The following is a 21,948-nucleotide window of genomic DNA, read 5'->3' on the forward strand; positions in this document are numbered from 1 at the left end:
CAACCTGCTGGAAAACCCTAAGGTGGCGGTGGTGGTTACCGACCGCCAGGCGCTGAAAGGCTACCGGTTCATGGGCCGGGCTGAGCTGCTCTCCGAAGGGCCACTTTATGACCGTTTCACCGAAAAGTTTGCTCAAATGGGCCTGCCCAAGCCGAAGGCAGCGGTCAAAATTATCGTGGAAGAAATTTACGATTTGTCAGTGCGCAACCCGGGTGAAAAAATTTGTTAAGGAGGTTACCTCATGTCCATGAAACCGCGGGATAGGGTTCTGGGTCTTTTTGAAGGAAAAGAAGTGGACCGCATGGCCTGCTACAGTGGTATGGGCAACGTGACCACGGCGGGCCTGGAACAGCTGGGCTACAAGTTTGCCGAAGTGCACACGGATCCGGTAAAAATGGCCAATTCGGCGGCTACTTCCTATAAGCTGTTTGGTTATGAATGTGCCGTCGTTCCCTATGATATGTGCGTGGAAGCGGAGGCCATGGGCTGCGTCATGAACGCCTATGAGGACGTGGCGCACCTTTTGTATCCGACCATCAAGGAGAAGCTGATTCACTCCCCCGACGAAATGACCAAGGTAACTATTCCGGACAATATAGCCGAGCGGGGTCGTTTCCCCCTGGTGATGGAGGCCATTTCCCTGCTCAAAAAAGACATCGGCGACGAAGTGGCCATCGGTTCCTGGTTTTTAGGTCCCTTTACCCTGGCCGGCCAGTTGATGGACTTGAACGACCTGTTCAAGCTGGTCTTTAAAAAACCCAATGAAGTGAACATTTTACTGGACAGGCTGGCCGACCTGATCATCACCATGGCCGCCAGATACCGGGAGGCCGGGGCGGACTACATCACCATCCGGGAAATGGGCGCTCCCACCGACGTGCTCAGCCCGCGGAGCTTCCGCCAGGTCATTAAACCGCATCTGGAGAAGATCTTTAAAAACATCCCGTCGCCAAAAATCCTGCACATCTGCGGGGATACCAACCTGATTATCGGCCTCATGAACGAGTGCGGTGCCGACGCCATCAGCGTGGAGACGAAAAACGACCTGGTTAAGAGCCGGGAAACCATAGGGACGGAACCCCTGCTCTTCGGCCATGTGGACGGCTACAATGTGCTCTGCAATGGGACCCCGGAGGACGTGGAAAAGGCTGTCCTGGCCAGCATGGAAGGAGGAGTGGACGCCGTCTGGCCCTCCTGCGATATCTGGCCCACGGCCCCCCTGGAAAACCTGCGCGCCATGGTGGAAACCGTCAGGAAATACGGGGCGGAAAAATGGGCCCGCAAAAACAGGTAAAAGCGCACCTCCTATCCCGGCGGGGGAAACCTGAGGGTTCCCCCGCTTTTTGTAAACAGGCATTGGTGCGGCGAAATTTGGAAGGGGGATAGCGGGATGGCCATGGAAGGAGCCCTTAAATATGCCTTGAATTCCCGGGAAATAAAAAAATTTTTACTGGAATGGGGGGCCACCCTGGTGGGCTTTGGGGATGTCAGCCAGGGCCTGGCCGGGGAATTGCGGCACCTGCCGGTGGCCATTTCCCTGGCCATTCGCCACCCTTCTCCCGGGCGAAACCTGATCCATACCCCCCGGGGCCCCGTTTATTCCAACCGCTACCAGCAGGTCGATTCAAAGCTGGAACAAATGCAGAAGCGCCTGGTGTCCCTGCTGAAAAGCCGGGGATATAGGTGCCTGGCCATCCCTCCCGATTCTCACCGGCACGACACCAGGTTTGTGGCCCGCCTCTATCCTCTCTTTCCGCACAAAACGGCGGCCACCTGCGCCGGCCTGGGCTGGATCGGCAAGAACGGTCTTCTGGTAAACGAAACGTGGGGTCCCCGTTTGAGCTGGGCCACGGTGCTGACCAATGCTCCCCTGGAGGTTTGTACCACACCTTATGTCTCCGGGCGCTGCGGCAGGTGCCGCCGTTGTGTGGAGGCCTGCCCGGCCGGAGCCATTGCCGACCGGGAGTGGGTGCGGGATGAAGGGCTGGTGCCCCATATCGATGTGGAGGCCTGCCGCCGCCAGCTGGAAAGGAACCGGCTGCTGGTGGGGGAAGATATCTGCGGTCTCTGCATCCTGGCCTGCCCCCGGGGCATGTACGATCAGGCAGGTACGATTAAAAGGAAGGGGGATGTCCGGTGGCCAGGGTAGAAATATTTGGCGGTGTATGCGGTTTCACAACCATTATCCGGGCGTCGCTGGAACAAAAGCGTATGGTGCAGCTGAAGGTGGAGAGTGAATGTCCCAACTGGCAGAAGGTGCAGGGGCAATTGAAACGGGTCGATGCATATAAGGAATTGTTCGGCAAGCTGCATGAGGGCGAGGTGTACCGTCTCAGTTCTCCTTTTATCCCTCACCCGGCCTGCCTGGTACCGGCCGGGATTATGAAGGTCGTCGAAGTGGCCGCCGGGCTGGCCCTTCCCCGGGACGGGTTCATCAGGGTAACCGGTTGAAATATTTGTCCGGGCGCCGGTCAAATCGCCTATAAACTTCTTACAGTTCTCACCCGTTGCCACACCAGGGTAATTATTTTATAATAAATTAGCAAATTCCGCTCTTTTCGGGAAAAGGGGTAGGCAACATGGCCAAAGCCAAAGTTATGGCTGGCGCCTGTGGGTTTACCAGTGTGATAAAAGTTACAAAGATAGGCAAGATGAAGGTGCGGGTGCAGATTATCAGCGCCTGCCAGGATCTGCGCAGCATGAATGAGGACCTGGCCGAGGTGGATTGCAGCCGCAATGTTTTTGGTAAGATGATTGATTCGATTATCTATCAGACGGCCAGCAAAAGGCTCAAGCATCCCGACTGCCCGGTACCATGTGCCATCCTCAAGACCATTCAGGTGGAACTGGGGGGTGCCGTTCCCCGGGATGTGGTTATAAAAATTGACGCCTACGGTTAAAAAACAAGATAAGGTGCCGGGCTCCCCGGCTAAAACGGGTCCTGCCCATCCGGGCAGGACTTAAATTGTTTCTGGGATGTGCCCTGGTTTTACAGTAGGAGCGACCTGGAGTGAGCGCCGCCGGGCCAGGCCGGGGCGACGGGATGAGGCGGGGCCGCGGACAGGATGTCCGCGGAGGCCACCTGAACACGGGATGTGTGAATGTGGCCGGTACCCGCCGAAGACCGGAGTTGAGGCCTTAAGGCCCGGCCAGCGAAACGACCGGGAGCGACGAGTAAAACCAGGGCACACACCCCGGGAGCATTTTATCTAAAACCTGGGTCCTGCCCATCCGGGCAGGACTTTTTTATGCCGTTTGCGGGGCGTTATACATGCTGTTCTTACCATTTGTGCTGGAGCAGTTCTTTTTTAAAATCATCGTTCATAAACTATCAAGAAAAAGGTATAACCGGCAACCTTGTAGAAGTATATAATATGCCAACAACCTGGTCCTGTTTACCAACATAACTTTTTCTTCTCCACAGCAGGAAAATGATTCCGGGTCCGAGAATTATACCCAGCGTTTAGCCGGTCAGGTAACAGCAAATGTAAAAGGAGGGGTAATGTGGAATGGTCTACCCTGGGTCGCCCGCATAAGTCCTTTTGCGGAGGCACCCATCCCCGTAATTTCCGTTTCATTTTGCTGTCCCTGTGCCTTTTGCTTGCGGTGGTAGTAGGGAGCCTGGTCTTTGCCGGATATGCCTGGGCGAAAAAAGATGTTACCCTGGTGGTGGACGGGAAGGAAATTGCCCTGGAAACCCGGGCTGACCGGGTGGAAGATCTTTTAAAGATGCAGGGGATCCACCTTGGCCCCCGGGACCGGGTGGAACCGGGTCTGGCTGAACCGTTAACTGAAGGTACGAAAGTGGTAATTAAGCGGGCAGTACCGGTTTCGATAACAGCCGGTGGAAAAACCGTAGAATTGCTTACCACAGCGGACACTGTTGGAGAAGCACTTAAGGAAGCAGGAATTACAACTGATAAGGATGATATTGTAATGCCCGGCCTGGAAGAAAAAGTCCATTCTTCCATGTCCATTCGTGTAACGAGAGTAGAGCAGGTAACCAAAGAGATAATGGTTCCCGTTCCGTACAGGGTTCGCCGGGAAGCTGACCCCGGCCTGCCGTCCGGGCAGGTGAAAATAATCCAGGCCGGCCGGCAGGGTAAGGAAGAGCAACGCTGGGTGCTGATCTATCATGATGGGCGGGAGGTTAAAAGGGTTCTGGAAGCCAGCCACCTGGTTATCCGGCCCGTGGACCGGGTTGTCCGGGTGGGTACACTGCAGCAGGTTTCCCGGGGCGGCCGGGATATCACTTATAGCCGGGCGATTGAAATGGTGGCCACGGCTTATACACATACCGGAAACAACACTGCCTCCGGGGTATATCCCCGTTACGGCGTGGTAGCTGTGGACCCCCGGGTTATTCCCCTGGGTACCCGCCTTTATGTGGAGGGTTATGGTTACGCCACTGCTCTGGATGTGGGCTCCAGCATTAAAGGAAACCGGATCGATCTATTCATGGAAAGCGCTGCCGAAGCCAGGCGCTGGGGTGTCCGCCGGGTAATGGTTTATGTTCTGAGGTAATGTGCTGGCCGGCTAATTTCCTGAATTATGGAGCTCCTGGGGCAAAGAAAAATTTTGCAGGGAAAGAGGGAAAATTCCCCTTTCCCTGTTTTATTGGGGAAATTAAATGGGGTATAATATGTATGTTAATAACTGGTGAGTGAGGGTTGGTGCGTGTCCGAGCAGCTTTCTCCCGGTAAGATAAAGGGCATCCTGGAAAAACACTCCTTACGCTTGCGTAAATCGCTCGGTCAAAATTTTTTGATGGATGGGAATATAGTCCGCAAAATTGTAGCGGCCAGCCGGTTACTGCCGGGAGATACTGCGGTGGAAATAGGCCCCGGCGCCGGTATTCTTACGGCGGCCCTGGCTGCCGCCTGTAATCATGTGGTGGCCGTGGAGCTGGACAGAAGGCTTTTACCCGTGCTGGAAGAGGTTCTGGCAGGCCTGCAAAATATTACCCTGGTGTTTAAAGATGCGCTGAAAGTTAACTTTGACGGGCTGGTGGAGGAAATTACCGGAGCAAAAGACTATAAAGTGGTGGCCAACCTGCCCTATTACATAACCTCGCCCCTGATCATGCACCTCTTGCGCCAGTCGGGTGTTACCGGAATGGTGCTCATGGTTCAGCTGGAGGTCGCTGGCCGGCTTGTTGCCCGCCCGGGAAGCAAGGATTACGGGGCCTTTTCTGTAGCAGTGCAGTATTACTGCCGCCCGGAGGTTTTATTTCGTGTGCCCCGGACGGTTTTTTTTCCGCAGCCCGATGTGGATTCGGCGGTGGTAAGGCTGGTTAAACGGCAGGAACCGGAAGTAAAGGTTGATGATGAGGAGCTTTTTTTTACCCTGGTGCGCGGGGCTTTTGGTCAGAGGCGTAAAACGCTGGCCAACGCCCTGGCCGGGGCGAAGATTTTTCCCGGCTGGACCCGGTCAACGTGGGAAGAGGTTTTAAAACGGGCCGGTATCGATCCCCGCTGCCGGGGTGAAATCCTGGGCCTGGAAGAGTTTGCCGCCCTGGTCCGGGTCTGCCGCCAGTTCCCGGGGGAATGCTGAAGGAAAGTCAGGGAGGTTAAGATGTATTTTACCAGTCCCACTAAAGGAAGGCTGACTTTTGAACAAATGATGGCCGATATCATGGGTTTTATCACCGGCCTGCCCAGTTCGGCCTACAAGATTATTATTGGCTCCGACTCCCAGGTGAAACAGGAAACCTGTTTCATCACGGCTGTCATCGTGCATCGCTTGGGCAAGGGAGCCCGTTATTACTACCGTAAAAAGATTCAGCGCAAAATTAAAAGTCTGCGTCAGAAAATTTTCTACGAAACGGCTTTAAGCCTGGAACTGGGCGGCCTGGTGGCCAGGCACCTGGCCGAATGCGGCCTGGATGATCTGCAGGTGGAAATTCATATCGATGTGGGCACCCACGGTGAGACCAGGGAGCTGATCCGTGAAGTGGTGGGGATGGTAACGGGCAGCGGTTTCCAGGCCAAAATCAAGCCTGAAGCTTACGGGGCCTTCAGCGTGGCTGACAAGCATACTAAATAAATTCCTGCAGGTTGCTCCTGCGGTAAAACAGGGCACATCAAGGGTTTTACCGCGTCCTGAAAAAAATTATGTTAAGAGTAAAATTAACTCTTGATAATAGCAGTAACTACTATTATAATATTATCAGGAAAGAACAGGCAGGTTTTTTCCGTAATCTCTGGAGGTGAAAGAAGCATGAAATGGCGTTGCGGTGTTTGCGGTTACATCCACGACGGGGACCAGCCGCCGGAAAAATGTCCCAAATGCGGTGCCCCGCGGGAAAAGTTTATCCAGTTGACGGAAGAAGAAGCCGGGCTTATCGAGCGTTCCCGTTTCTCCAATGATCTCCACGCCAGACTGATAGCCCTTATGCAGAAGGTGGAGCTCCTGGCCGATGAAGGTATTAAGGATAACCTGGATCCCGGCTGTCTCACCGTGTTCCGGGCGGCCAAAAACCAGGCCCGTATTCTGGCCCGGATGGCCAGGGCTGAAATTCAGACGCACATTTCCAAAGGTAAATGGGGTTAATTTATACCTGGCTCCAAAAATAGAAAAAACAGGAGGATGATTGTATGAAATCACTTGCCGGTACCCGTACGGAAAAGAATTTATGGGCTGCCTTTGCGGGGGAATCCCAGGCCCGCAACAAGTATACCTATTTTGCGTCCGTGGCCAAAAAGGCCGGTTACGAACAGATCGCGGCCATTTTTCTGGAAACGGCTGACAATGAAAAGGAGCACGCCAAGCGCATCCTGAAGTTCCTGGGCGGCATTGGCGATACGGAGGCCAACCTGGAGGCTGCCGCTCAAGGGGAGAATTATGAATGGACCAGCATGTACAGGGAATTTGCCGCCGTGGCCAGGGAGGAGGGCTTTGACGAAATTGCGGCCTTTTTTGAAGGGGTGGCCCGGGTGGAAGAGGAGCATGAAAAGCGTTTCCGGGCCCTTTTGCAGAATTTGAAAGAAGGAAAGGTGTTTAAGAAGGAAGGGCCGGTGCGCTGGCGGTGCCGCAACTGCGGGCACATCCATGAGGGCGATGAGGCGCCGAAGGTATGCCCGGTATGTAACCATCCCCAGGCCTTTTTCGAGGTGGCGTGTGAAAATTACTAAGTAGATATTCTAAAAGAGGGCCTTCCGGGGCAGTGATCACCCGGAAGGCTTTTTTTTGAGCGCGCCCTTAATTATGTCAGGCCTTCCCGCAAGCTGAAAGCTTCCAGCAGATCAAACCTCCGCTCCGGGTGGTAGCCCAGGTAGGTGACACCGTTGAGGCTGCGTTTCCGGGGCAAGCCGCGGGCCATATTGATGGCCTCCAGGCTGTCACCAATGATGGTTTCGGCAATGCACCTGGCGTGCACGGGGCTGCGGAACGGGGAACCCAGGTGCCGGTGGGCAATGGTGGCTCCCACACCAATCTTCAAACCCTGGCGGGCTGCCAGGGCCAGGGCCACCGGGGGTACGGCTATCTCCCTTACGGGTATGCTGCAGAGAAACCTGCGGGAAACAGCATGGGGTCCGTGGGATGGGGAGGCCGGCCCTATGGTTTGGGCCAGGCCCAGTTCCCGGTTTAAAGCCAGGCGTATGGCCAGCAGGTAGCTGGCCAGGTCGGAAAGCCGGGCCAGTTCATCGACGGGATAGCAGTTGGTCAGGGCCAGGTCCATTCCCCCGGCGGTAACCGCCCCGGCCAGATCCCGCAGTACATCAACGATGTCCCCGTCCATATCCCCGTCCACAAATAATACGGCCCGGGCACCCAGCTTTCTGACCTGGAGCGCTCCCACCGCCCGGGGTACGTCGATGCCCAGAGGTTCGGGAAAAACCAGCGCTTTTACCCTTCGGGAAGGGAAGCTCCGGACAATTTGTTCCGAACAATCACGGCATCCATTGAGCACGGTTAACACCATATCCACGGGTACGGCCAGCAAGTTCCTCAATACCTTTTCCAGGCGCGGGGCTTCATTTTTTGCCGGAACCACAGCTACCAGCATAGCGATCCCCCTTAATTTTCTAGCTGGTTTTAAATTTATGTCATCCTGCTGGTGAGCGTTACCAGTCAGATCACCTCTAAATGGTACATCTACATAAAATAGGAAAAAGGATAAGGGGGAAGGCCGCCGTGGAGGGAATCAAGGTCGGGGATATAGTGGGGCGGATTTCATACGGGTGTGATATTTTCTTTAAAGTGGTGGAATTGACGGTAAGTAAAGATGGCAGAAAAAATGCCCGCCTGAAAGGACTGGATAAACGGTTATGCGCGACCGCACCGGTGGAGGATCTGCGCAAGTTTGAACCCGCCGAGGTAGCTGCCTTCTGGCATTCTTTCATGACCAGAAATCACGAGCACATGAAGCGCATTTTCAAACGCCGGGAACTGGACCGGCAGCGCCTGGTTCGGGGTAACGACGAAGTTTCCCGGCTGGGTACTTTTGACGTTCCGGGTTCGGTACTGCATATAGATGGCGATGGTGACTACCTGGATCTGTGCCTCACCACCTATCGCCAGCTGGGTATACCGGCTTTTGGTTACCATATCGATGAAGAGAAGCAGCCCGGGGTGATTACCGAATTGCTGCAGAAACATCGTCCCGATATCCTTGTGCTCACCGGTCACGATGGTATTGAAAAGAATACGAGCAACTTTGCCGATTTAAATAATTACCACCATTCCCGGTTTTTTGTGGAAGCGGTTAAGAAGGCCCGTTTATATGAAAAAAGCCGGGATGATCTGGTTATCTTTGCCGGGGCCTGCCAGTCCCACTATGAAGCCATCCTGGAGGCGGGCGCCAATTTTGCCAGCTCCCCCCACAGGGTCCTCATTCACACCTTTGACCCCGTTTTTGTGGTGGAGAAGATTGCCTATACTTCCATTTACGATTACATTTCCCTGAAGGAAATCATTGCCGGTACCATTACCGGTTTTCCGGGAATTGGTGGGATAGAAACCAGGGGGAAATACCGCCTGGGGCTGCCCAAGTCCCCCTATTAAGGTTTTAAAACTGCATCCGTTCCGTTGCCGGTGTCCGGTGTCTCCCGTCACCCCTTCCAGTCTTTATGCATATGATGCACAAGGACCTTGAGGAGGGGTATTTTTATGGATAGGTTTTTTCGCGTCCTCAAAAAATCCCGGGCACAGCTCCTGCAACTGCCCAACGTTATCGGCGTTGGGGTCGGTCATAAACAGGTATCCGGTGAACTTACCGGACGCCCCGCCCTCATTATCTTTGTGAAGAAAAAAGTTCCAGCTGGCAGCCTGGCCCGCGTACAGCAGGTGCCGACCTTCATTGACGGGCTGCCCACCGATGTTATAGAAATTGGTGAAGTCAGGTTGCTTTCCCTGCGCACAGGGAAGGAGCGCCCGGCTCAGCCGGGGATGAGCATCGGGCACTACAAGATCAGCGCCGGTACCTTTGGTGCCGTGGTGAAAGACCGGGTTACCGGAGAGCCGCTGATTTTGAGCAACAATCATATCCTGGCAAATGGTACGGATGGGAAGGATGGGCGGGCGGCCGTCGGGGACCCCATCCTGCAGCCCGGCCCCTATGACGGTGGTCTGGAGAAGGACCGTATCGGCACGCTACTGCGTTTTTCTCCGCTGCTGCGGAGCTTTCAGGAGGCCGATTGCCCGGTAGCCGGGGCTGTGGTCAGGGCGGGTAACCTGCTGGTCAGGATGGTCAGACCCCAGTACCGCTTGAAAATATACCGGCTTTACCAGGGGGATAACGTTATCGATGCTGCCGTAGCCCGTCCGGACCGTCCTGATTTAATCAGCGATGAAATCCTGGAAATCGGGAAGGTGGAAGGTGTGGCCGGGGTGGCCCCGGGCCAGGGGGTAATGAAAAGCGGACGTACCACTGGAGTTTCCCGGGGAACCGTTACCGCTATCGGGGTGTCCCTGGAAGTGGAGCTGGGTAATGATGAAAAGGGCTGGTTTGTCGACCAGGTAGTTACCGATATGAGCTCCCGGCCCGGGGACAGCGGTTCCCTGGTTTTGGATCTCGAGAAACGGGCTGTAGGCCTTTTATTTGCCGGTTCTGACAGGTACACGATCTTCAACCGTATTGACCAGGTGCTCTCCCGGCTGGAGGTGGAGTTTTAAACATCGTGGTGCCGGGCAATGGGTGCGGTAGAGGTGAGGTGGCAGTGATTGAGGATTTCCTGCCCAAAGGTACGGAAGTTGCCCTGGTGATGCTGGGCGGAAAAATTCCGGCCATCGGGCCGTTAATAGATAGCCGGCGGGAGGCGTTAAGCCTGGCCCGCCATTATATGAAAATAATTGATGATCTGTCCGGCCGCTCCCGGTCGTTTCAGATGGTGACTGCACGGCAGGGTGACGGCCGCTATTCCATTTTCCTGCAGGGGGGAGGGACGGTTATGAAGGTGCTGTGTAACGTGGATGAATTGCTGTTCTGGCGCTTCCGCAAGGCCTTCCGCCGGGGATTGTTTATCCTCACCGTGTTTTTTAAGGGGGAAGAGGGGATGGAATGCCTGGCCGTTACCGAGGGGCTGGGAGCAATTATTTTTACACCCGGCTAAAAGGAAATAACAAATTTATCCATTATATACTTAGATAGTATAATCAGCCAGCACAGGATGTTACCTGGATCTATTGCTAATGTTATGGCATATTACGTCGAAATAGCGCTTTTGCCTTTTAGTGGTGATTTTTGATAAGTTAGAGAAAAAGCCCGCGAAAACGGGCAAAAAAAGAAAAAGGAGTGTGATTATGAACAAAAAACTCAAATCCCTGGTTGCTGTGGTTGTAAGTGTAGTGCTATTGGGCGGGCTGTTTACCTTCCCTGCCCTGGCTGCTGCATCATCTTATTCCTGTTATTTAGACAGCGGCAGTGGGCAAAAAGTTCCCGCTTATGTGGTAAACCCCACAGCAGAAGAACACCGCATGATGTCCCTGATCAATCAGCTGAGGAGCAGTAAGGGCTTACCTCCTTTGAAAATTGATCCCCGGCTGGTTGAGCTGGCCCGGCAGAGGGCTGGCCAGATGGTGGACAGGGGATTGAGCAGCTACCAGGGCTCCCTGTCCCAGCTGTTAAAAGATCAGGGTATCAGCTACACCTACGCGGCCCAGACCCTGGTTCGGGCCACCTCCGTGGACAGTGCCTGCCAGGCCTTGCTGAAGTCCCCGGCCTATCAAAAGGATGTGCTGGGTACCAGGTACGATCGCATGGGCGTGGGCGTGGCCAGAAGTGGCAGCTGGTTGTACATTGTACAGCTTCTGGTGGGTGGAGAGGGCAAGTCCCTCAGCGGGCAGCCTGCGCCTCAGCCTGCGCCTCAACCTGTGCCCAATCCGCCGGCACCCCAGCCCGCTCCCCAGCCGGAACCACCGGCCGGGTCAGTAAGTGGCCTTACGGTGGACGAGCAGCAAATGATCCAGCTTGTTAACCAGGAACGGGCGCGCTACGGGCTGGCGCCGTTGAAAGTAAATATGGAGCTGGTGAAGGTGGCCCGGCTTAAAGCCCGGGATATGGTGGAAAAGGGTTACTTCAGCCATAATTCGCCTACCTACGGCAGCCCCTTTGAAATGATGAGCCAGTTCGGCATTACCTACCGCTATGCCGGTGAGAACCTGGCGGGAGTACCCACGGTGGAAATGGCCCATAATAATCTGATGAATTCGCCGGGGCACCGGGCCAATATCTTGAATGCCAGTTATAAAGAAATCGGCATCGGGGTGGTTTCCAGTCCCCTTTACGGTAAAATTTTTGTTCAGATGTTTATCGGTTAAATGTTTATTTAATCCCGTCGCCAGGGCCTGGCCCGGCCAGCGAAACGACCGGGAGCGACGAGTAAAACCAGGGCACGTTAAAGAGTTTGCCAGCAACCTGAATCTCCCAATTAATCCGGGAGATTTTTTCTTTTTCTGGGAGATTACCAAAAATCCGCACATTAATTGACACGGCTCATATATATATTATAGACCACTCTTGAAAGGAGGATATATCCCATGGTTGGAAACGCCGCACCGGCCACGGAACGGTTGCGGGTCAACCAGGTGGTTAGCGAAGACACGCACCAGGTCGTGGTTCGCGGCAAGATCACCGTACCCGACCCCAAACCAGACGTGCAAAAAATCCTGTCCACGGACAAATCGGCCAGGATTAAGAAAGTTGAGCTGGTTCCGGATAAGGCCATCGTGGAAGGGACCCTGACCCTGCAGATTGTTTATGTGGCCTTTGAGCCCTCCCAGTCAGTGCACCACATGCACCAGCAGCTTCCCTTTACCACCTATGTAGATCTTCCCGGGGCTATGCCGGGTATGGATGCTACGGCCAGGGTAACGGTGGAAGATGTCAGCATTGAACCTGACCCGAATGACCCCCGCCGGTTTGATGTAACCGCCATCCTGAGTGTTTTTGTCAAAGTTACTGAAATGCAGGATGTGGATGTTGTAACCGAATGTCCTTCCGGGGCCACCTGCGAGATGGAAACCATTAAGGTGGCCAACGTGGTGGGCAGCGGAACCAGGCAGGTTATTGTCAGCGAGGACTTTCGCGTGCCGGGCGATAAACCGCCGGTGGAAAAAATCCTGGAGGTGGACGCCACCGCTGAAGTTACCGATAAAAAGCTTATTAAAAACAAGGTCATCATTGACGGCAGGGTAACCATCCAGGTGTTATACGTTGCCGCAGAGCCCGACCAGCCCGTTCACCAGCTCCACAGGTCTTTCCGCTTCAGCGATTTTGTGGAGGTAGATGGGGCCGAACAGGACATGGATGTCCGGGTAGATGTTAAGGTGGAAAATGCCGATGTGGATATCCTGGACGGCGAACGCCTGCGGGCTGACGTGGTTCTGATGCTGACGGCCTATGTTACCGAACCAAAGCAGATTAACGTTATTACAGGGATCAGCGGCGTTGAGGCCACCATGGCCAGGCTTAAGATTGATCATGTGGTGGGCGAGGACAGCACCCAGGTAGTGCTCCGGGATACCTTTGAGACGCCGGACCCCAAGCCCGACGTGGAGAAGGTCCTCGACGTTACCGTGCAGCAAGTGGAGGTTACCGAAACAAAGATTATCAGTGACAAGGTAATCGTCCGCGGCTTTGTGGATGTACACGTGGTTTATGTGGCCAAAAAACCGGACCAGGCCGTGCATGCCCTGGAGCGGCGGCTCTATTTCCGCACCTTTGTGGAAATCGAGGGTGCCCGGGAAGGCCTGGATGTGGATGTTCGCCCGGTAGTGGAGTTTATTACCGCCGAAGCGGAAGGTCCAAACGTTACCCTGGAAGTGGTGCTCAAGCTAACGGTTAAGGTGACCGAGTCGCTGCAGAGGGATGTGGTTATTTCCCTGGCTCCAGCACCTCCTGTGATCTGCCCGCCGGGAGAAACCATAGACTATATCGTGCAGCCCGGGGATACCTACTGGAAGATCGCCCAGCAGTTTGGGACGACTGTGGAGGCCATTAAAGCAGCCAATCCGGACAAAGATCCGTATAACCTTCAGCCCGGTGACGTGATTAAAGTTCCTTGCGCTCCTGCCAAAGGTTAATTTTATACCTGTTGTATTAAGGAGGTAGAGCCTGATGCCCATCGAGTATGTTTATACCGAGCCGGAAGAGATAACGTGCCTCAAAATTAAAGTGCCGGTGGTGCTGGCCGAGGAAGAGGCGCAGGTGCTGGTGGACAGCACCATTACCCTGCCCGAACTGGCCAAGAAAGTAGACCATATTGATGCCAAAGTGGAGGATCTGGAGGCCGAGCCCGTATTCATCCATGAACACATCGGCAGCTGGTATCCCAAAATTAGCAATGAGTGGAAAAATCATTTCAAGCATATTGCCGGGCACGTGGCCGTAGTCAAGAAGATTATTATCAGCGGCGTCCTGCACAAGCAAATCTTTTATGTCAACAACCGCGATGAGGTCAAGCACTTTGCCGAAAATGTTCCCTTTACCAAGATGGTTGAGCTCAGGGAACCCCAGGCTGTGCTCCGGGAAGATGATGTCATGGTCCAGTTTCCCAAGCCCAAGTTTGATATTACCTGGGAACTGGTCCGGGCCAGCCGCCTGCACCAGGTCGGCGTAATTATCGTGCGGGTCAAGGTGGTGGAAGAGCGGCAGATTTACGTCCAGCTCTGCCCGTCTCCCGAGCTCTGTCCTCCCGGTAACCTGCTGGAAGATCCCGGCTTTGAGCAGTGGGCAGGCAATGTCCCCGTCTTCTGGGGGGCCACGGCCAACGTTGCTCCCACCAATGTGGTCCATACCGGCAGCTTTGCCGCCGAACTGGGAGTTGCGGATCCGGGAAGCACGGCGGTTATTTTCCAGACTGTACGCCGGAATATCGCTCCGGCCAGGGCCTATAAACTGACCTTCTGGGTCCGGGAAAATGCCGCTCCCGTTTCACCGGTGAGCGCCTTTAACCTGGTGGCGGAGGTACGCTTCTTTGACCGTAACGGTGTACAGATAGACGGTGCCGTGCAGAGCATTGGCAGTGTAAATATTCCCGATAATAATTACCAGCAATTCACTGTCAATGTACCCGCTTCGCCGGCCGGAGCTCGCACGGCCCTGGTGCGCTTTACCTTTAACCCGGCCACCGGAAATACCAATACGGTAAAAATCGATGATGTGAGCTTTGAATGTGTGGGAGGATTCCCAACGTCATAACGGCATATGCCGGAAATTAACCCTGTTTGAAATTTGTACGTGAAGCTGTTCACCACAGCTTTTCTTTTTGTTGGCCCCGGTCATGAACCGCTGCCCGCACCGGGCTGGAACAGGGGAACTTTTAACCCACAGGAGGGGAATATAGTGTTTTTTAACTCACCCAAGCTGGCCCAGCAACTGGAGGAGCTGCAGGAAGAGGCCCGGCGGATTGTCATTACAAAGGAAGGACCTCCAGGGGTGTTGCGCCTGACTGTGAACGGGCTGCAGCAGGTGCTGGAGGTAAATTTTGGGCCCGCTGCCCCGGCGTTAATGAGGCAGGGTGAGCTGGGAGCGCTGGTCCGGGACATCTTTAACGAAGCCCTGCTCGAAGCCCGCCGGCAGTTGAGGAATGAAGTGGCCAAAAAGACGGGACTCAACATTCCCCACCTGCCGGGACTCTTTTAGAGGGGGGGAGGAGATGGAGGAAAAGGGTCAGCATCAAAGCCTGGAGACAACTTTGTTTCGCCTGCTGGAGCAAAAAGGGCCATCCACGGATCCCTTGATCCTGCTGAGCCTGGTCAACCTGATGGGGCTGATCAACCTCATGGGGTATCGTTTGGGGATCTCCGGTAAAGATGCCGCGGTCCGGGCCGGCGGGAAAGGTGAGGGCAGTTCTCCCCGGCCGGCGAACCGGGAGATCCCGCCCCAGCTGGCCGGCTTATTCGGCAGCCTGCTGGGCCCGGCAGGCCCTCCCCGTGCTCCGTCGGCATCTCCTGCAGAAGGTAATACCGCCGTAAAGGAGGAGGAAAAGCCGGCCAGGGATTAAAAAGCAAAACGGGGGTTCTCAGATGAAACCCCCGGAGTATTGGTAAAGTACTCCCGGGATGCGCCCTGGTTTAAGTCGCCGCTCCCGGTCGTTTCGCTGGCCGGGCCAAAAGGCCCCGGCTCCGGTCTTCGGCGGGTACCGGCCACATTCACACCTCCTGTGTTCAGGTGGCCTCCGCGGACATCCGGTCCGCGGCCCCGCCTCATCCCGTCGCCGTGGCCTGGCCCGGCAGCGCTCACTCCAGGTCGCTCCTAATGTAAAACCAGGGCACATAAAGAATTTGTCAACAAGCTGAGGGGTTCCTGAGGGAACCCCCCTAAATGTTGCCGGGATCTTGCATCTCCGGTGATTTGCCATCGGTAGACGGTACTTCTTCCGGGGATGCCGGTTCCGGCTCTTCCGGAATGCCGGCTGGTAAAATTGTGGTGTTCTGGTTTATGCCTGCCTCCTGGGCCAGTTGTTTCAGGCTTGCCTGCAGGGTTTCCATTCCTGAGCGCATGGTTTCCAGGGCATTCCGGGTAGCTTCAAGAAAAGAGGCCAGCTGGCTCAGACGCTCCTCCATATCCGGCCTGGTAAATAAAATAAGCAGTAAGGGAATGGAAAGCGGGGTCATTCTTCCGCCCTGTAAATCCGGCATTGCGCAACCTCCCTTCACTATACAATTTATGCTCCGTACCCTGGTCTGGATACTCTAATACCATTAAATGGTAAATAAAACTACTGGTTCACCAGATGGGCGTGGAAAGTTTCAATCCCGCTCCGGAAGATCTGTACCGACTGCTGGGTGGCCGTAAGCAATGAAACCAGCTGGGCCAGTTTCTGTTCCGCATTGGGCCTGGTGGAAAGTATCAAGAGGATGAGAATTAAAAACAGGGTGAAGGGATTATTGGGCTGGAGCACCTGATCTGCCACCTGGCATTCCTCCTTTCGCGATGCTTTTTTTAAGTTATACTACGTCGCAAAAGCTTTTCCGGTGACAGCAACTTTTCCGCGGCAGGTGAATATACCTGTACCCAAGGGGGTCTGATCAATGGGCGAAGAAAAGATAAAAGGAAGCCATCTGGAGGAGGTACTCTTCTCCCTGCTGGATTATCAGGCCAAACAGGGAACGTCCCATGACGATGCCATGCTGATGCTTGCCCTTTTGAACCTGCTGGGTATCGTTAGCTTGATGAATAAACAGGCAGGTAATCCGGCTGTTTCTCAGTATGCGGCGGCGGAACTCAATCCCATGCTCAATACCCTGCTGCAGATGATGGCAGGCAGGCCGGAAGGGCCGGCCGGCCAGCAGCCGGGCCAGCCTTCCGGGCCGGAGCAAAAAGCCCCTTCCCTGCCGTTTAACCCGGCCATGTTAACGGCTTTTTTAAACCAGCAGCCGGGCCAGAAGCCGGATCCAGGACTGCTGCTCAGTCTCCTGGGAAGCGTGCTGGGCGGGCAGGGGCCTCCTGCTTCCGGAAGGCCCCCGGCAGCCCCGGCTACCATGGAACCAAAAATGACTGTATCTCCTCCCGCCTCCTCCCCTGCCGGAGGTGGCGAGGCAAAACAGAAAATAGTAAAGTGGGGTGCGCAGCTGGATAAAGAAAAACGGGCCTGAATAATGGGTGCGGCCGGTTAAATGGGAAACCGGCCGCACATATTTTTTGCCCCGGGGAAGAAAATTAACACCGTGGGCAATTCAAGATATTTTCACCTAACCAGAGACCGGGTGGGAAACTGCCGTTACAGCGGTTATGCAGCAGTACCTCAGATAAAGGAGGTTGAAATTGATGGGTAATTCCGTGCGGGCAACTTTTCGGGTTGGGGGGTTGTGGGACAGCCAGGGCAGCAAGGAAATAGAACATAACCTGATCCAGCTGGACGGGGTGGAAGAGGTACAGGTCTCCCTGGAAAACGGCACCGTGGATGTACGCTATGATCCCGCGGTCATCCGCCGGGAATACCTGGAACGGACCCTGGATTCCCCTGGTTATTCACCTTATGTACGTTAACTCCGGCCTGCACGGGACTGGATGCTGGTGGCACCCGGCAGTGCTGGACCGTGCGCCGGGCCAGGGATTTAGCTTCACCGGCCCGGCTGGAAAAAGATGTATGGCGGGGTGATCCATATTGAGCGTCAGGTTACTGGCCCTGGCTGCAGCCGCCCTTTCCGGGGTGACCATGGCCGTCCAGGGTTCCTTAAATGCGGCCCTGAGCAAAGTGCTTGGCCTGCTGGAAACCACTTTTGTAGTTCACCTGGTGGGCCTGGTCCTGGTGGCGGTGCTTTTATTCGGCTTTCGCCTGGGAGACGGCCAGTTGTCCGCTTACGCCCGGGCGCCCTGGTATTACTACCTGGGCGGTATCCTGGGAGTGGCTATAATTTACCTGGTCACGCGCAGCATCCCCAGGGTGGGGGTGGCCCCGGCCACCACCGCCATCATTATCGGGCAGGTGCTTACGGCCAGCTTAATAGATCACCTGGGGCTGTTCGGGCTGGAAAGGCTTCCCTTTACCTGGCACCGGCTGGTGGGAACCCTGCTTATGGCCGGGGGAGCATGGCTGCTGTTAAAGAAATAGGTTTAAAAAAAGTACCAGGGTAAATCCCCCGGCAAGACCGAGGCGGGCCGTAGGCGGGTGCAGGCGCAGGCATTCGGGCAGCAATTTTGTTGTAACAATATAGGCCATGGCTCCCGCGGCCAGAGCCAGGAGGGAAGACAGGAGGGCCGTGGAGGTCCGGGTGAGAAGAAGACCAATCCAGCAGCCCAGGGGGGTAACCAGGCTCACCAGGCCATTTATAAGGAGCACCAGCAGGGGGGAGAACCCTCCGGCTGCCAGGGGAGCTGCTGTGGCCATTCCTTCCGGAATATTATGCAGGGCTATGGCCAGCGCAATGAGGGGCCCCAGGTGACCGGGTTCTATGAACCCGGCAGCAATGGCCAGCCCTTCCGGCAGGTCATGCAGGGCTATTCCGGCGGCGATGAGATACCCCATTTTCAGGTAGGTGTAATCCAGTTTGGGTGACTGGTTCTCGCGTTGAAGAATTAAATCCAGGGCAACCATTAAAAAAGTTCCGGCAGCAAATCCGGAAATTACCTGGATGATACTGCCATAATGCAGCGATGCGGGGAGCAGATCCAGAAGCACCACAGCCAGCATAACTCCTGCCGCCAGGCCGGTAAAAAGAGAAAAGGACCGCCGCCCCAGGCGGCCCCAGACAAGTACCAGTACGGCACCCAGGCACGTACTCAAACCGGCCAGGAAAGCCGCAAAAAGTATGGAAAACAAAATATTCACCTGCCAGATCCATGTTTGGTCCACTGTTAAATTATATTAGATCTGGCAGGCCATTAGGACAAGAGGTATGAACAACATTAACGCGGGATAATGATTGCCTGTCCCGGATAAATTTCATGGGGGTTGACCAGATTATTCATTTCTATGAGGCTGGAAAGGGGTACGCCGAACCGGCGGGCAATCTGCCACAGGGTATCCCCGGGTTGTACCACGTATTCCTGGCCGGAGCCTGTGCGGGCGGCGCTTGCTCCGGCTACAATGCGCACGGGGGTGCCGATCTGCACCCGGGGGAATAGTTCCTCGATGTGGTGGTTGTACATGCGGATGCAGCCATTGGAGATGGCCTTGCCGATGGAGTCGGGGTTGCTGGTTCCGTGGATCCCGTAGTTGCCGCCGGGGATATCCAGCCCCATCCAGCGGGTACCCAGTACACCGCCGGGGTTGAGGATTTTGTTAATCACATGGTAGTCCCCGGTAGGGGTGGGGGTCTGCGGCTTGCCCACAGCTACCGGATAGGTGCGCACCAGGGTATCGCCCTGGAAGTGATGCAGCTGCCTGAGGGTTGTGTTCACCAGCAGGTGAGTGCCGGCGGCATAGATTTCTCTCTCTGACATGGCTTTCGCCCCTCCTCATCATGGTTTTTATCTTTTCACCATGATATGAAGGGGCGGCGCATTTTGTTTTAACCGCGGTTATTATCCAATTTTTTCTCCATCCTGTATACCCAGGCAATGATCTCCGCCACCACCTGGTATAACCCGGGCGGTATTTCCCGCCCGGCGCCCAGCCCGGTGAGGGTCAGGGCCAGTTCTTCATGGCGGTAAACGGGCACATTGTTTTCCCGGGCCAGTTTTTCAATTAATTCGGCCAGGTAGCCGCGGCCGGCAGCCACCACCCGGGGAGCGGCATCCTTTTCCGGGTCGTAGGCCAGCGCGGCTGCAGCCTTTGGTTTATCCCGGGACATGGCAGCAGCTCCTCCCGCATAATTATCAGTGAAGCCATTGGGGGCAGCGCCGCACCTTACACCAGCGTGTTTACGGGCCGGTAGGGCTGCGGTTCGCGGGGGCGCAGCAGCTCGCAGATACAGGAGATTTTCCGGGCGGTGACCTGGATATCAGCAAGGGTATAGCCCAGGGCGGCCAGCCTGTCCTTTAACTCCCCGGCAGCCCTTGCCAAGGGGAGGATGAATTTTTCCTCCGCCACGGTCACCCTGGCCACAAGTTCTTTCCCGCTCCTGGCCAGGTAAACCCAGGTTGCTCCCAGAGCCGGGGTTTCCACCCGCACCACCAGGGCCAGGGGGAAGTCCTGTTCGCCCTTCCTGCCATGCCGTTCATCCACCAGGTACAGCTCCCCATACAGCTCCTGCCCCCGGAAGGTGAAAAAACTGATCACTTCCTGGTCCGGGGAAAGGGGTACCGCCTGGTTCAACACTTCCTGCCCCCGGGGGGTGGCTTCATCTTTTCCCAGGAGGTAGGCCAGTGCCTCCCGGACCCTTACCGGATCGGCGCGCAGGTCCAGGGTTTCCAGCCACACCCGGGCGGCCAGGAAGGCCGCCCGTTCCCGGGGTGGCAGTTCCCGGGCGGCAGATAAAAGCATCTCCACCAGGGAGCGGTCCAGGGGGAGCTGCCACCTGACCATTTCCTGCAGGAGCTTTATGGTTTCGGGTTCAGTGGCCATGCCCAGGGCTCCGGCCATGGTGGTCAGTGCGTCCCCCTCCGGTATACCGTTGAGGTACTGCAGATGTACGGTGTTAACGGTAACCTCGCGCACCAGGGCCCGGAATGTGGCCGGCGGGGAAGGTATCTCCCCTGTGGCCGTAAAGGTCTGGCCGCCTATGCGCACCGTGGCCAGACCGTTTTCCACTCCCAGCACCTCCACCCGCACCACCTGCCCGGGCTGCAGGGAAGTTGCCGTTTGCAGTTCAACAGCGGGGTTCAGGAAAATGCCCGAAATCTGCATAAAGGACAGCTCCAAAAAAAGCAGCTCGTTCCTTAACCAACCACCACATTGCCGACGATAATGGTTTTCACCGGCATCTTTTCCGCCTTTTCTTCCAGGCAAAGCTCAATAGCTTCACGGATATTGTGCATGGCTTCTTCAAAAGTGTCCCCCTGGCTATAGCATCCCTCAAAAACCGGGCAAGTTACAATCAAGTTACAATAAATTTCCCCTCTTCATCCTGCTCTATGACAACAGGAAAATTTTTAGCCATGCTGGATCACCTCTTTATAATTATACCTCATATGGCGAGGGGTGCCCATCATCTGCTGGCCGGCAATGAAAAACGGTTTTATTTCCAGCGATTGTTTACAAAATGTCTGAAAATTGATATCATGCTTATTGAGCAATCGCTATAGTTGTGGAAAGGGAGTGCATTCCATGCCGTTTCATAAAAGGCAAACGAAAGTTTATTATACTTATGCGGATTATGCTTCATTGCCGGAAGAAGAAAGGTGTGAAATCATCGATGGCGTGCTGTATATGCAGGCCGCTCCATCCAGGATTCACCAGGAAATCTTGATGGAACTTTCAAGGCAGATAGCAAATTATCTGGCGGGTAAGCCATGTAAAGTCTACCCGGCGCCATTTTGCGTAAGGCTGCCGGATGGTGATGAAAAAAGCGATGAGGATATCAAAACAGTGGTGGAACCCGACATAAGCATTGTCTGCGACCAATCCAAATTAGACGGGCGGGGATGTATAGGCGCCCCCGATATGATCGTTGAGATTACTTCGCCATCTTCGGCGAGGAAGGACAGGCTAGAAAAGTTTTATAAATATGAGAGGGCCGGTGTGAAAGAATACTGGATCGTGGAGCCGGAAGAAAAGCTGGTCAGCGTATTTGTGCAGGGCGACAATAATAGATACGGCAGGCCGGATATTTACACAGAAGGCGATGAAATAAAAGTGAGTATATTTCCAGACCTTGTAATAAGTCTGAAGAATATTTTTTGACCTCACCCTGCTCATGGCCGGGGGCGCCTGGATGCTGTTGAAGAAGTGAGGTGTTTTTTTATGCCGGAAGGACCTTCTATGATAATACAGCGGTTTTTTGTTGAATTTGTGGTTTGCTATGGTATAATTTTACAACGAGGTAAAGATTACCGGTATTTTACCGGGAGATGAGCCAAAATTGCTTAGCGAAATCAGGTTTAAAATGTTCAAATGCGATAGATACAATTGTCACTACCCATAATCCAGCCCTCTTAATTGCCCTGAAAGCTGAAGACAT

At 54.9% G+C, this 21,948-nt stretch carries 30 protein-coding genes; 22 read left to right on the top strand and 8 right to left on the bottom strand.

Annotation, left to right across the window (positions count from 1 at the left end):
• From BR83_RS0104970 to rbr, 10 genes are all read left to right on the top strand, one after another.
• Positions 1 to 229 (top strand): pyridoxamine 5'-phosphate oxidase family protein (locus BR83_RS0104970; RefSeq protein ID WP_027356149.1); only part of this gene is annotated, 229 nt, incomplete at its 5' end.
• A 12-nt stretch (positions 230 to 241) separates the two neighbouring features.
• Positions 242 to 1,294 carry an MtaA/CmuA family methyltransferase gene (locus BR83_RS0104975; RefSeq protein ID WP_027356150.1) on the top strand — a complete coding sequence of 351 codons (1,053 nt, stop codon included), beginning with the start codon at positions 242 to 244 and terminating at the stop codon, positions 1,292 to 1,294.
• A 96-nt stretch (positions 1,295 to 1,390) separates the two neighbouring features.
• Positions 1,391 to 2,149, top strand: coding sequence for a 4Fe-4S double cluster binding domain-containing protein (locus BR83_RS15090; protein WP_051617910.1), 759 nt, complete (start codon positions 1,391 to 1,393; stop codon positions 2,147 to 2,149).
• Positions 2,137 to 2,451, top strand: coding sequence for a DUF6951 family protein (locus tag BR83_RS0104985; RefSeq protein WP_034634553.1), 315 nt, complete (start codon positions 2,137 to 2,139; stop codon positions 2,449 to 2,451). Before BR83_RS15090 ends, BR83_RS0104985 begins: the two co-directional genes overlap by 13 nt.
• A 128-nt stretch (positions 2,452 to 2,579) precedes the next feature.
• Entirely contained in the window at positions 2,580 to 2,900 is a 321-nt protein-coding gene (locus BR83_RS0104990) for a DUF6951 family protein (protein WP_027356152.1), read from the top strand.
• Positions 2,901 to 3,504: 604 nt separating this feature from the next.
• Complete coding sequence (locus BR83_RS0104995) at positions 3,505 to 4,524, top strand: ubiquitin-like domain-containing protein (RefSeq protein WP_051617912.1); 1,020 nt, start codon at positions 3,505 to 3,507, stop codon at positions 4,522 to 4,524.
• A 153-nt stretch (positions 4,525 to 4,677) separates the two neighbouring features.
• Positions 4,678 to 5,553 carry a 16S rRNA (adenine(1518)-N(6)/adenine(1519)-N(6))-dimethyltransferase RsmA gene (gene rsmA / locus BR83_RS0105005; RefSeq protein WP_027356154.1) on the top strand — a complete coding sequence of 292 codons (876 nt, stop codon included), beginning with the start codon at positions 4,678 to 4,680 and terminating at the stop codon, positions 5,551 to 5,553.
• Between the two features lie 21 nt (positions 5,554 to 5,574).
• Positions 5,575 to 6,045 carry a ribonuclease H-like YkuK family protein gene (locus tag BR83_RS0105010; protein WP_027356155.1) on the top strand — a complete coding sequence of 157 codons (471 nt, stop codon included), beginning with the start codon at positions 5,575 to 5,577 and terminating at the stop codon, positions 6,043 to 6,045.
• Positions 6,046 to 6,135: 90 nt separating this feature from the next.
• Entirely contained in the window at positions 6,136 to 6,552 is a 417-nt protein-coding gene (locus tag BR83_RS0105015; protein WP_423219781.1) for a DUF7130 family rubredoxin-like protein, read from the top strand.
• Positions 6,553 to 6,596: 44 nt separating this feature from the next.
• Positions 6,597 to 7,133, top strand: a complete 537-nt coding sequence (rbr, locus tag BR83_RS0105020) for a rubrerythrin (protein WP_027356157.1) — start codon at positions 6,597 to 6,599, stop codon at positions 7,131 to 7,133.
• Positions 7,134 to 7,204: 71 nt separating this feature from the next.
• Here the strand turns inward: rbr and BR83_RS0105025 are convergent, their stop codons facing one another.
• Positions 7,205 to 8,008 (bottom strand): glycosyltransferase family protein, encoded by an 804-nt coding sequence (locus tag BR83_RS0105025; RefSeq protein WP_027356158.1) that lies wholly within the window; start codon positions 8,006 to 8,008, stop codon positions 7,205 to 7,207.
• Positions 8,009 to 8,136: 128 nt separating this feature from the next.
• Between BR83_RS0105025 and yabG the strand changes: the two genes are divergently transcribed.
• From yabG to BR83_RS0105065, 8 genes are all read left to right on the top strand, one after another.
• Entirely contained in the window at positions 8,137 to 9,006 is an 870-nt protein-coding gene (gene yabG, locus BR83_RS0105030; protein ID WP_027356159.1) for a sporulation peptidase YabG, read from the top strand.
• A 105-nt stretch (positions 9,007 to 9,111) separates the two neighbouring features.
• Complete coding sequence (locus BR83_RS0105035) at positions 9,112 to 10,116, top strand: chymotrypsin family serine protease (RefSeq protein WP_027356160.1); 1,005 nt, start codon at positions 9,112 to 9,114, stop codon at positions 10,114 to 10,116.
• Positions 10,117 to 10,160: 44 nt separating this feature from the next.
• The gene (locus tag BR83_RS0105040) at positions 10,161 to 10,553 is read left to right on the top strand and encodes a hypothetical protein (protein ID WP_027356161.1); all 393 of its coding nucleotides are present in this window, start codon (positions 10,161 to 10,163) and stop codon (positions 10,551 to 10,553) included.
• A 190-nt stretch (positions 10,554 to 10,743) separates the two neighbouring features.
• Positions 10,744 to 11,760: a CAP domain-containing protein gene (locus tag BR83_RS17750; protein ID WP_027356162.1), complete on the top strand. Its 1,017-nt coding sequence runs from the start codon at positions 10,744 to 10,746 to the stop codon at positions 11,758 to 11,760.
• 219 nt (positions 11,761 to 11,979) lie between these two features.
• Entirely contained in the window at positions 11,980 to 13,524 is a 1,545-nt protein-coding gene (locus BR83_RS0105050; protein ID WP_027356163.1) for a DUF3794 and LysM peptidoglycan-binding domain-containing protein, read from the top strand.
• A 34-nt stretch (positions 13,525 to 13,558) separates the two neighbouring features.
• Positions 13,559 to 14,641 (top strand): DUF3794 domain-containing protein, encoded by a 1,083-nt coding sequence (locus BR83_RS0105055; protein WP_027356164.1) that lies wholly within the window; start codon positions 13,559 to 13,561, stop codon positions 14,639 to 14,641.
• A 144-nt stretch (positions 14,642 to 14,785) separates the two neighbouring features.
• Positions 14,786 to 15,085, top strand: a complete 300-nt coding sequence (locus BR83_RS0105060) for a YbaB/EbfC family nucleoid-associated protein (RefSeq protein ID WP_027356165.1) — start codon at positions 14,786 to 14,788, stop codon at positions 15,083 to 15,085.
• Between the two features lie 13 nt (positions 15,086 to 15,098).
• Positions 15,099 to 15,446, top strand: coding sequence for a hypothetical protein (locus BR83_RS0105065; protein WP_027356166.1), 348 nt, complete (start codon positions 15,099 to 15,101; stop codon positions 15,444 to 15,446).
• A gap of 316 nt (positions 15,447 to 15,762) precedes the next feature.
• Here the strand turns inward: BR83_RS0105065 and BR83_RS0105075 are convergent, their stop codons facing one another.
• Positions 15,763 to 16,083 (bottom strand): hypothetical protein, encoded by a 321-nt coding sequence (locus tag BR83_RS0105075; protein ID WP_027356168.1) that lies wholly within the window; start codon positions 16,081 to 16,083, stop codon positions 15,763 to 15,765.
• Positions 16,084 to 16,163: 80 nt separating this feature from the next.
• A complete protein-coding gene (locus BR83_RS0105080) occupies positions 16,164 to 16,358 on the bottom strand; it encodes a hypothetical protein (RefSeq protein ID WP_027356169.1) in 195 nt (64 codons plus the stop codon).
• 118 nt (positions 16,359 to 16,476) lie between these two features.
• On the opposite strand from BR83_RS0105080, the gene BR83_RS0105085 reads away from it, so the two are divergent.
• The 3 genes from BR83_RS0105085 to BR83_RS0105100 all read left to right on the top strand — a co-directional run bounded on the left by BR83_RS0105085 (position 16,477) and on the right by BR83_RS0105100 (position 17,999).
• On the top strand, positions 16,477 to 17,040 hold the full coding sequence (locus BR83_RS0105085; protein WP_027356170.1) for a hypothetical protein: 564 nt from the start codon (positions 16,477 to 16,479) through the stop codon (positions 17,038 to 17,040).
• Positions 17,041 to 17,212: 172 nt separating this feature from the next.
• On the top strand, positions 17,213 to 17,434 hold the full coding sequence (locus BR83_RS0105095; protein ID WP_027356171.1) for a heavy-metal-associated domain-containing protein: 222 nt from the start codon (positions 17,213 to 17,215) through the stop codon (positions 17,432 to 17,434).
• Positions 17,435 to 17,552: 118 nt separating this feature from the next.
• A complete protein-coding gene (locus tag BR83_RS0105100) occupies positions 17,553 to 17,999 on the top strand; it encodes a DMT family transporter (RefSeq protein ID WP_027356172.1) in 447 nt (148 codons plus the stop codon).
• Here the strand turns inward: BR83_RS0105100 and BR83_RS0105105 are convergent.
• From BR83_RS0105105 to BR83_RS15095, 5 genes are all read right to left on the bottom strand, one after another.
• Positions 17,988 to 18,716, bottom strand: coding sequence for a ZIP family metal transporter (locus tag BR83_RS0105105; RefSeq protein ID WP_242839626.1), 729 nt, complete (start codon positions 18,714 to 18,716; stop codon positions 17,988 to 17,990). The two genes, BR83_RS0105100 and BR83_RS0105105, sit on opposite strands and share 12 nt — an antisense overlap.
• A gap of 77 nt (positions 18,717 to 18,793) precedes the next feature.
• Positions 18,794 to 19,330, bottom strand: coding sequence for a L,D-transpeptidase family protein (locus tag BR83_RS0105110; protein WP_027356174.1), 537 nt, complete (start codon positions 19,328 to 19,330; stop codon positions 18,794 to 18,796).
• A gap of 68 nt (positions 19,331 to 19,398) precedes the next feature.
• Positions 19,399 to 19,680 carry an EscU/YscU/HrcU family type III secretion system export apparatus switch protein gene (locus BR83_RS0105115; protein WP_027356175.1) on the bottom strand — a complete coding sequence of 94 codons (282 nt, stop codon included), beginning with the start codon at positions 19,678 to 19,680 and terminating at the stop codon, positions 19,399 to 19,401.
• A 56-nt stretch (positions 19,681 to 19,736) separates the two neighbouring features.
• The gene (locus BR83_RS0105120; RefSeq protein ID WP_027356176.1) at positions 19,737 to 20,675 is read right to left on the bottom strand and encodes a flagellar hook-length control protein FliK; all 939 of its coding nucleotides are present in this window, start codon (positions 20,673 to 20,675) and stop codon (positions 19,737 to 19,739) included.
• Between the two features lie 32 nt (positions 20,676 to 20,707).
• Positions 20,708 to 20,869 (bottom strand): type II toxin-antitoxin system HicB family antitoxin, encoded by a 162-nt coding sequence (locus tag BR83_RS15095; RefSeq protein WP_242839627.1) that lies wholly within the window; start codon positions 20,867 to 20,869, stop codon positions 20,708 to 20,710.
• Between the two features lie 226 nt (positions 20,870 to 21,095).
• Here BR83_RS15095 and BR83_RS0105135 point away from each other — a divergent pair, with 226 nt between their 5' ends.
• Complete coding sequence (locus BR83_RS0105135) at positions 21,096 to 21,671, top strand: Uma2 family endonuclease (RefSeq protein WP_027356177.1); 576 nt, start codon at positions 21,096 to 21,098, stop codon at positions 21,669 to 21,671.
• Positions 21,672 to 21,948: the final 277 nt, after the last annotated feature.

The sequence above is a fragment of the Desulfofundulus thermocisternus DSM 10259 genome, from assembly GCF_000686645.1.
GTDB classification, from domain to species: Bacteria; Bacillota; Desulfotomaculia; order Desulfotomaculales; family Desulfovirgulaceae; genus Desulfofundulus; species Desulfofundulus australicus.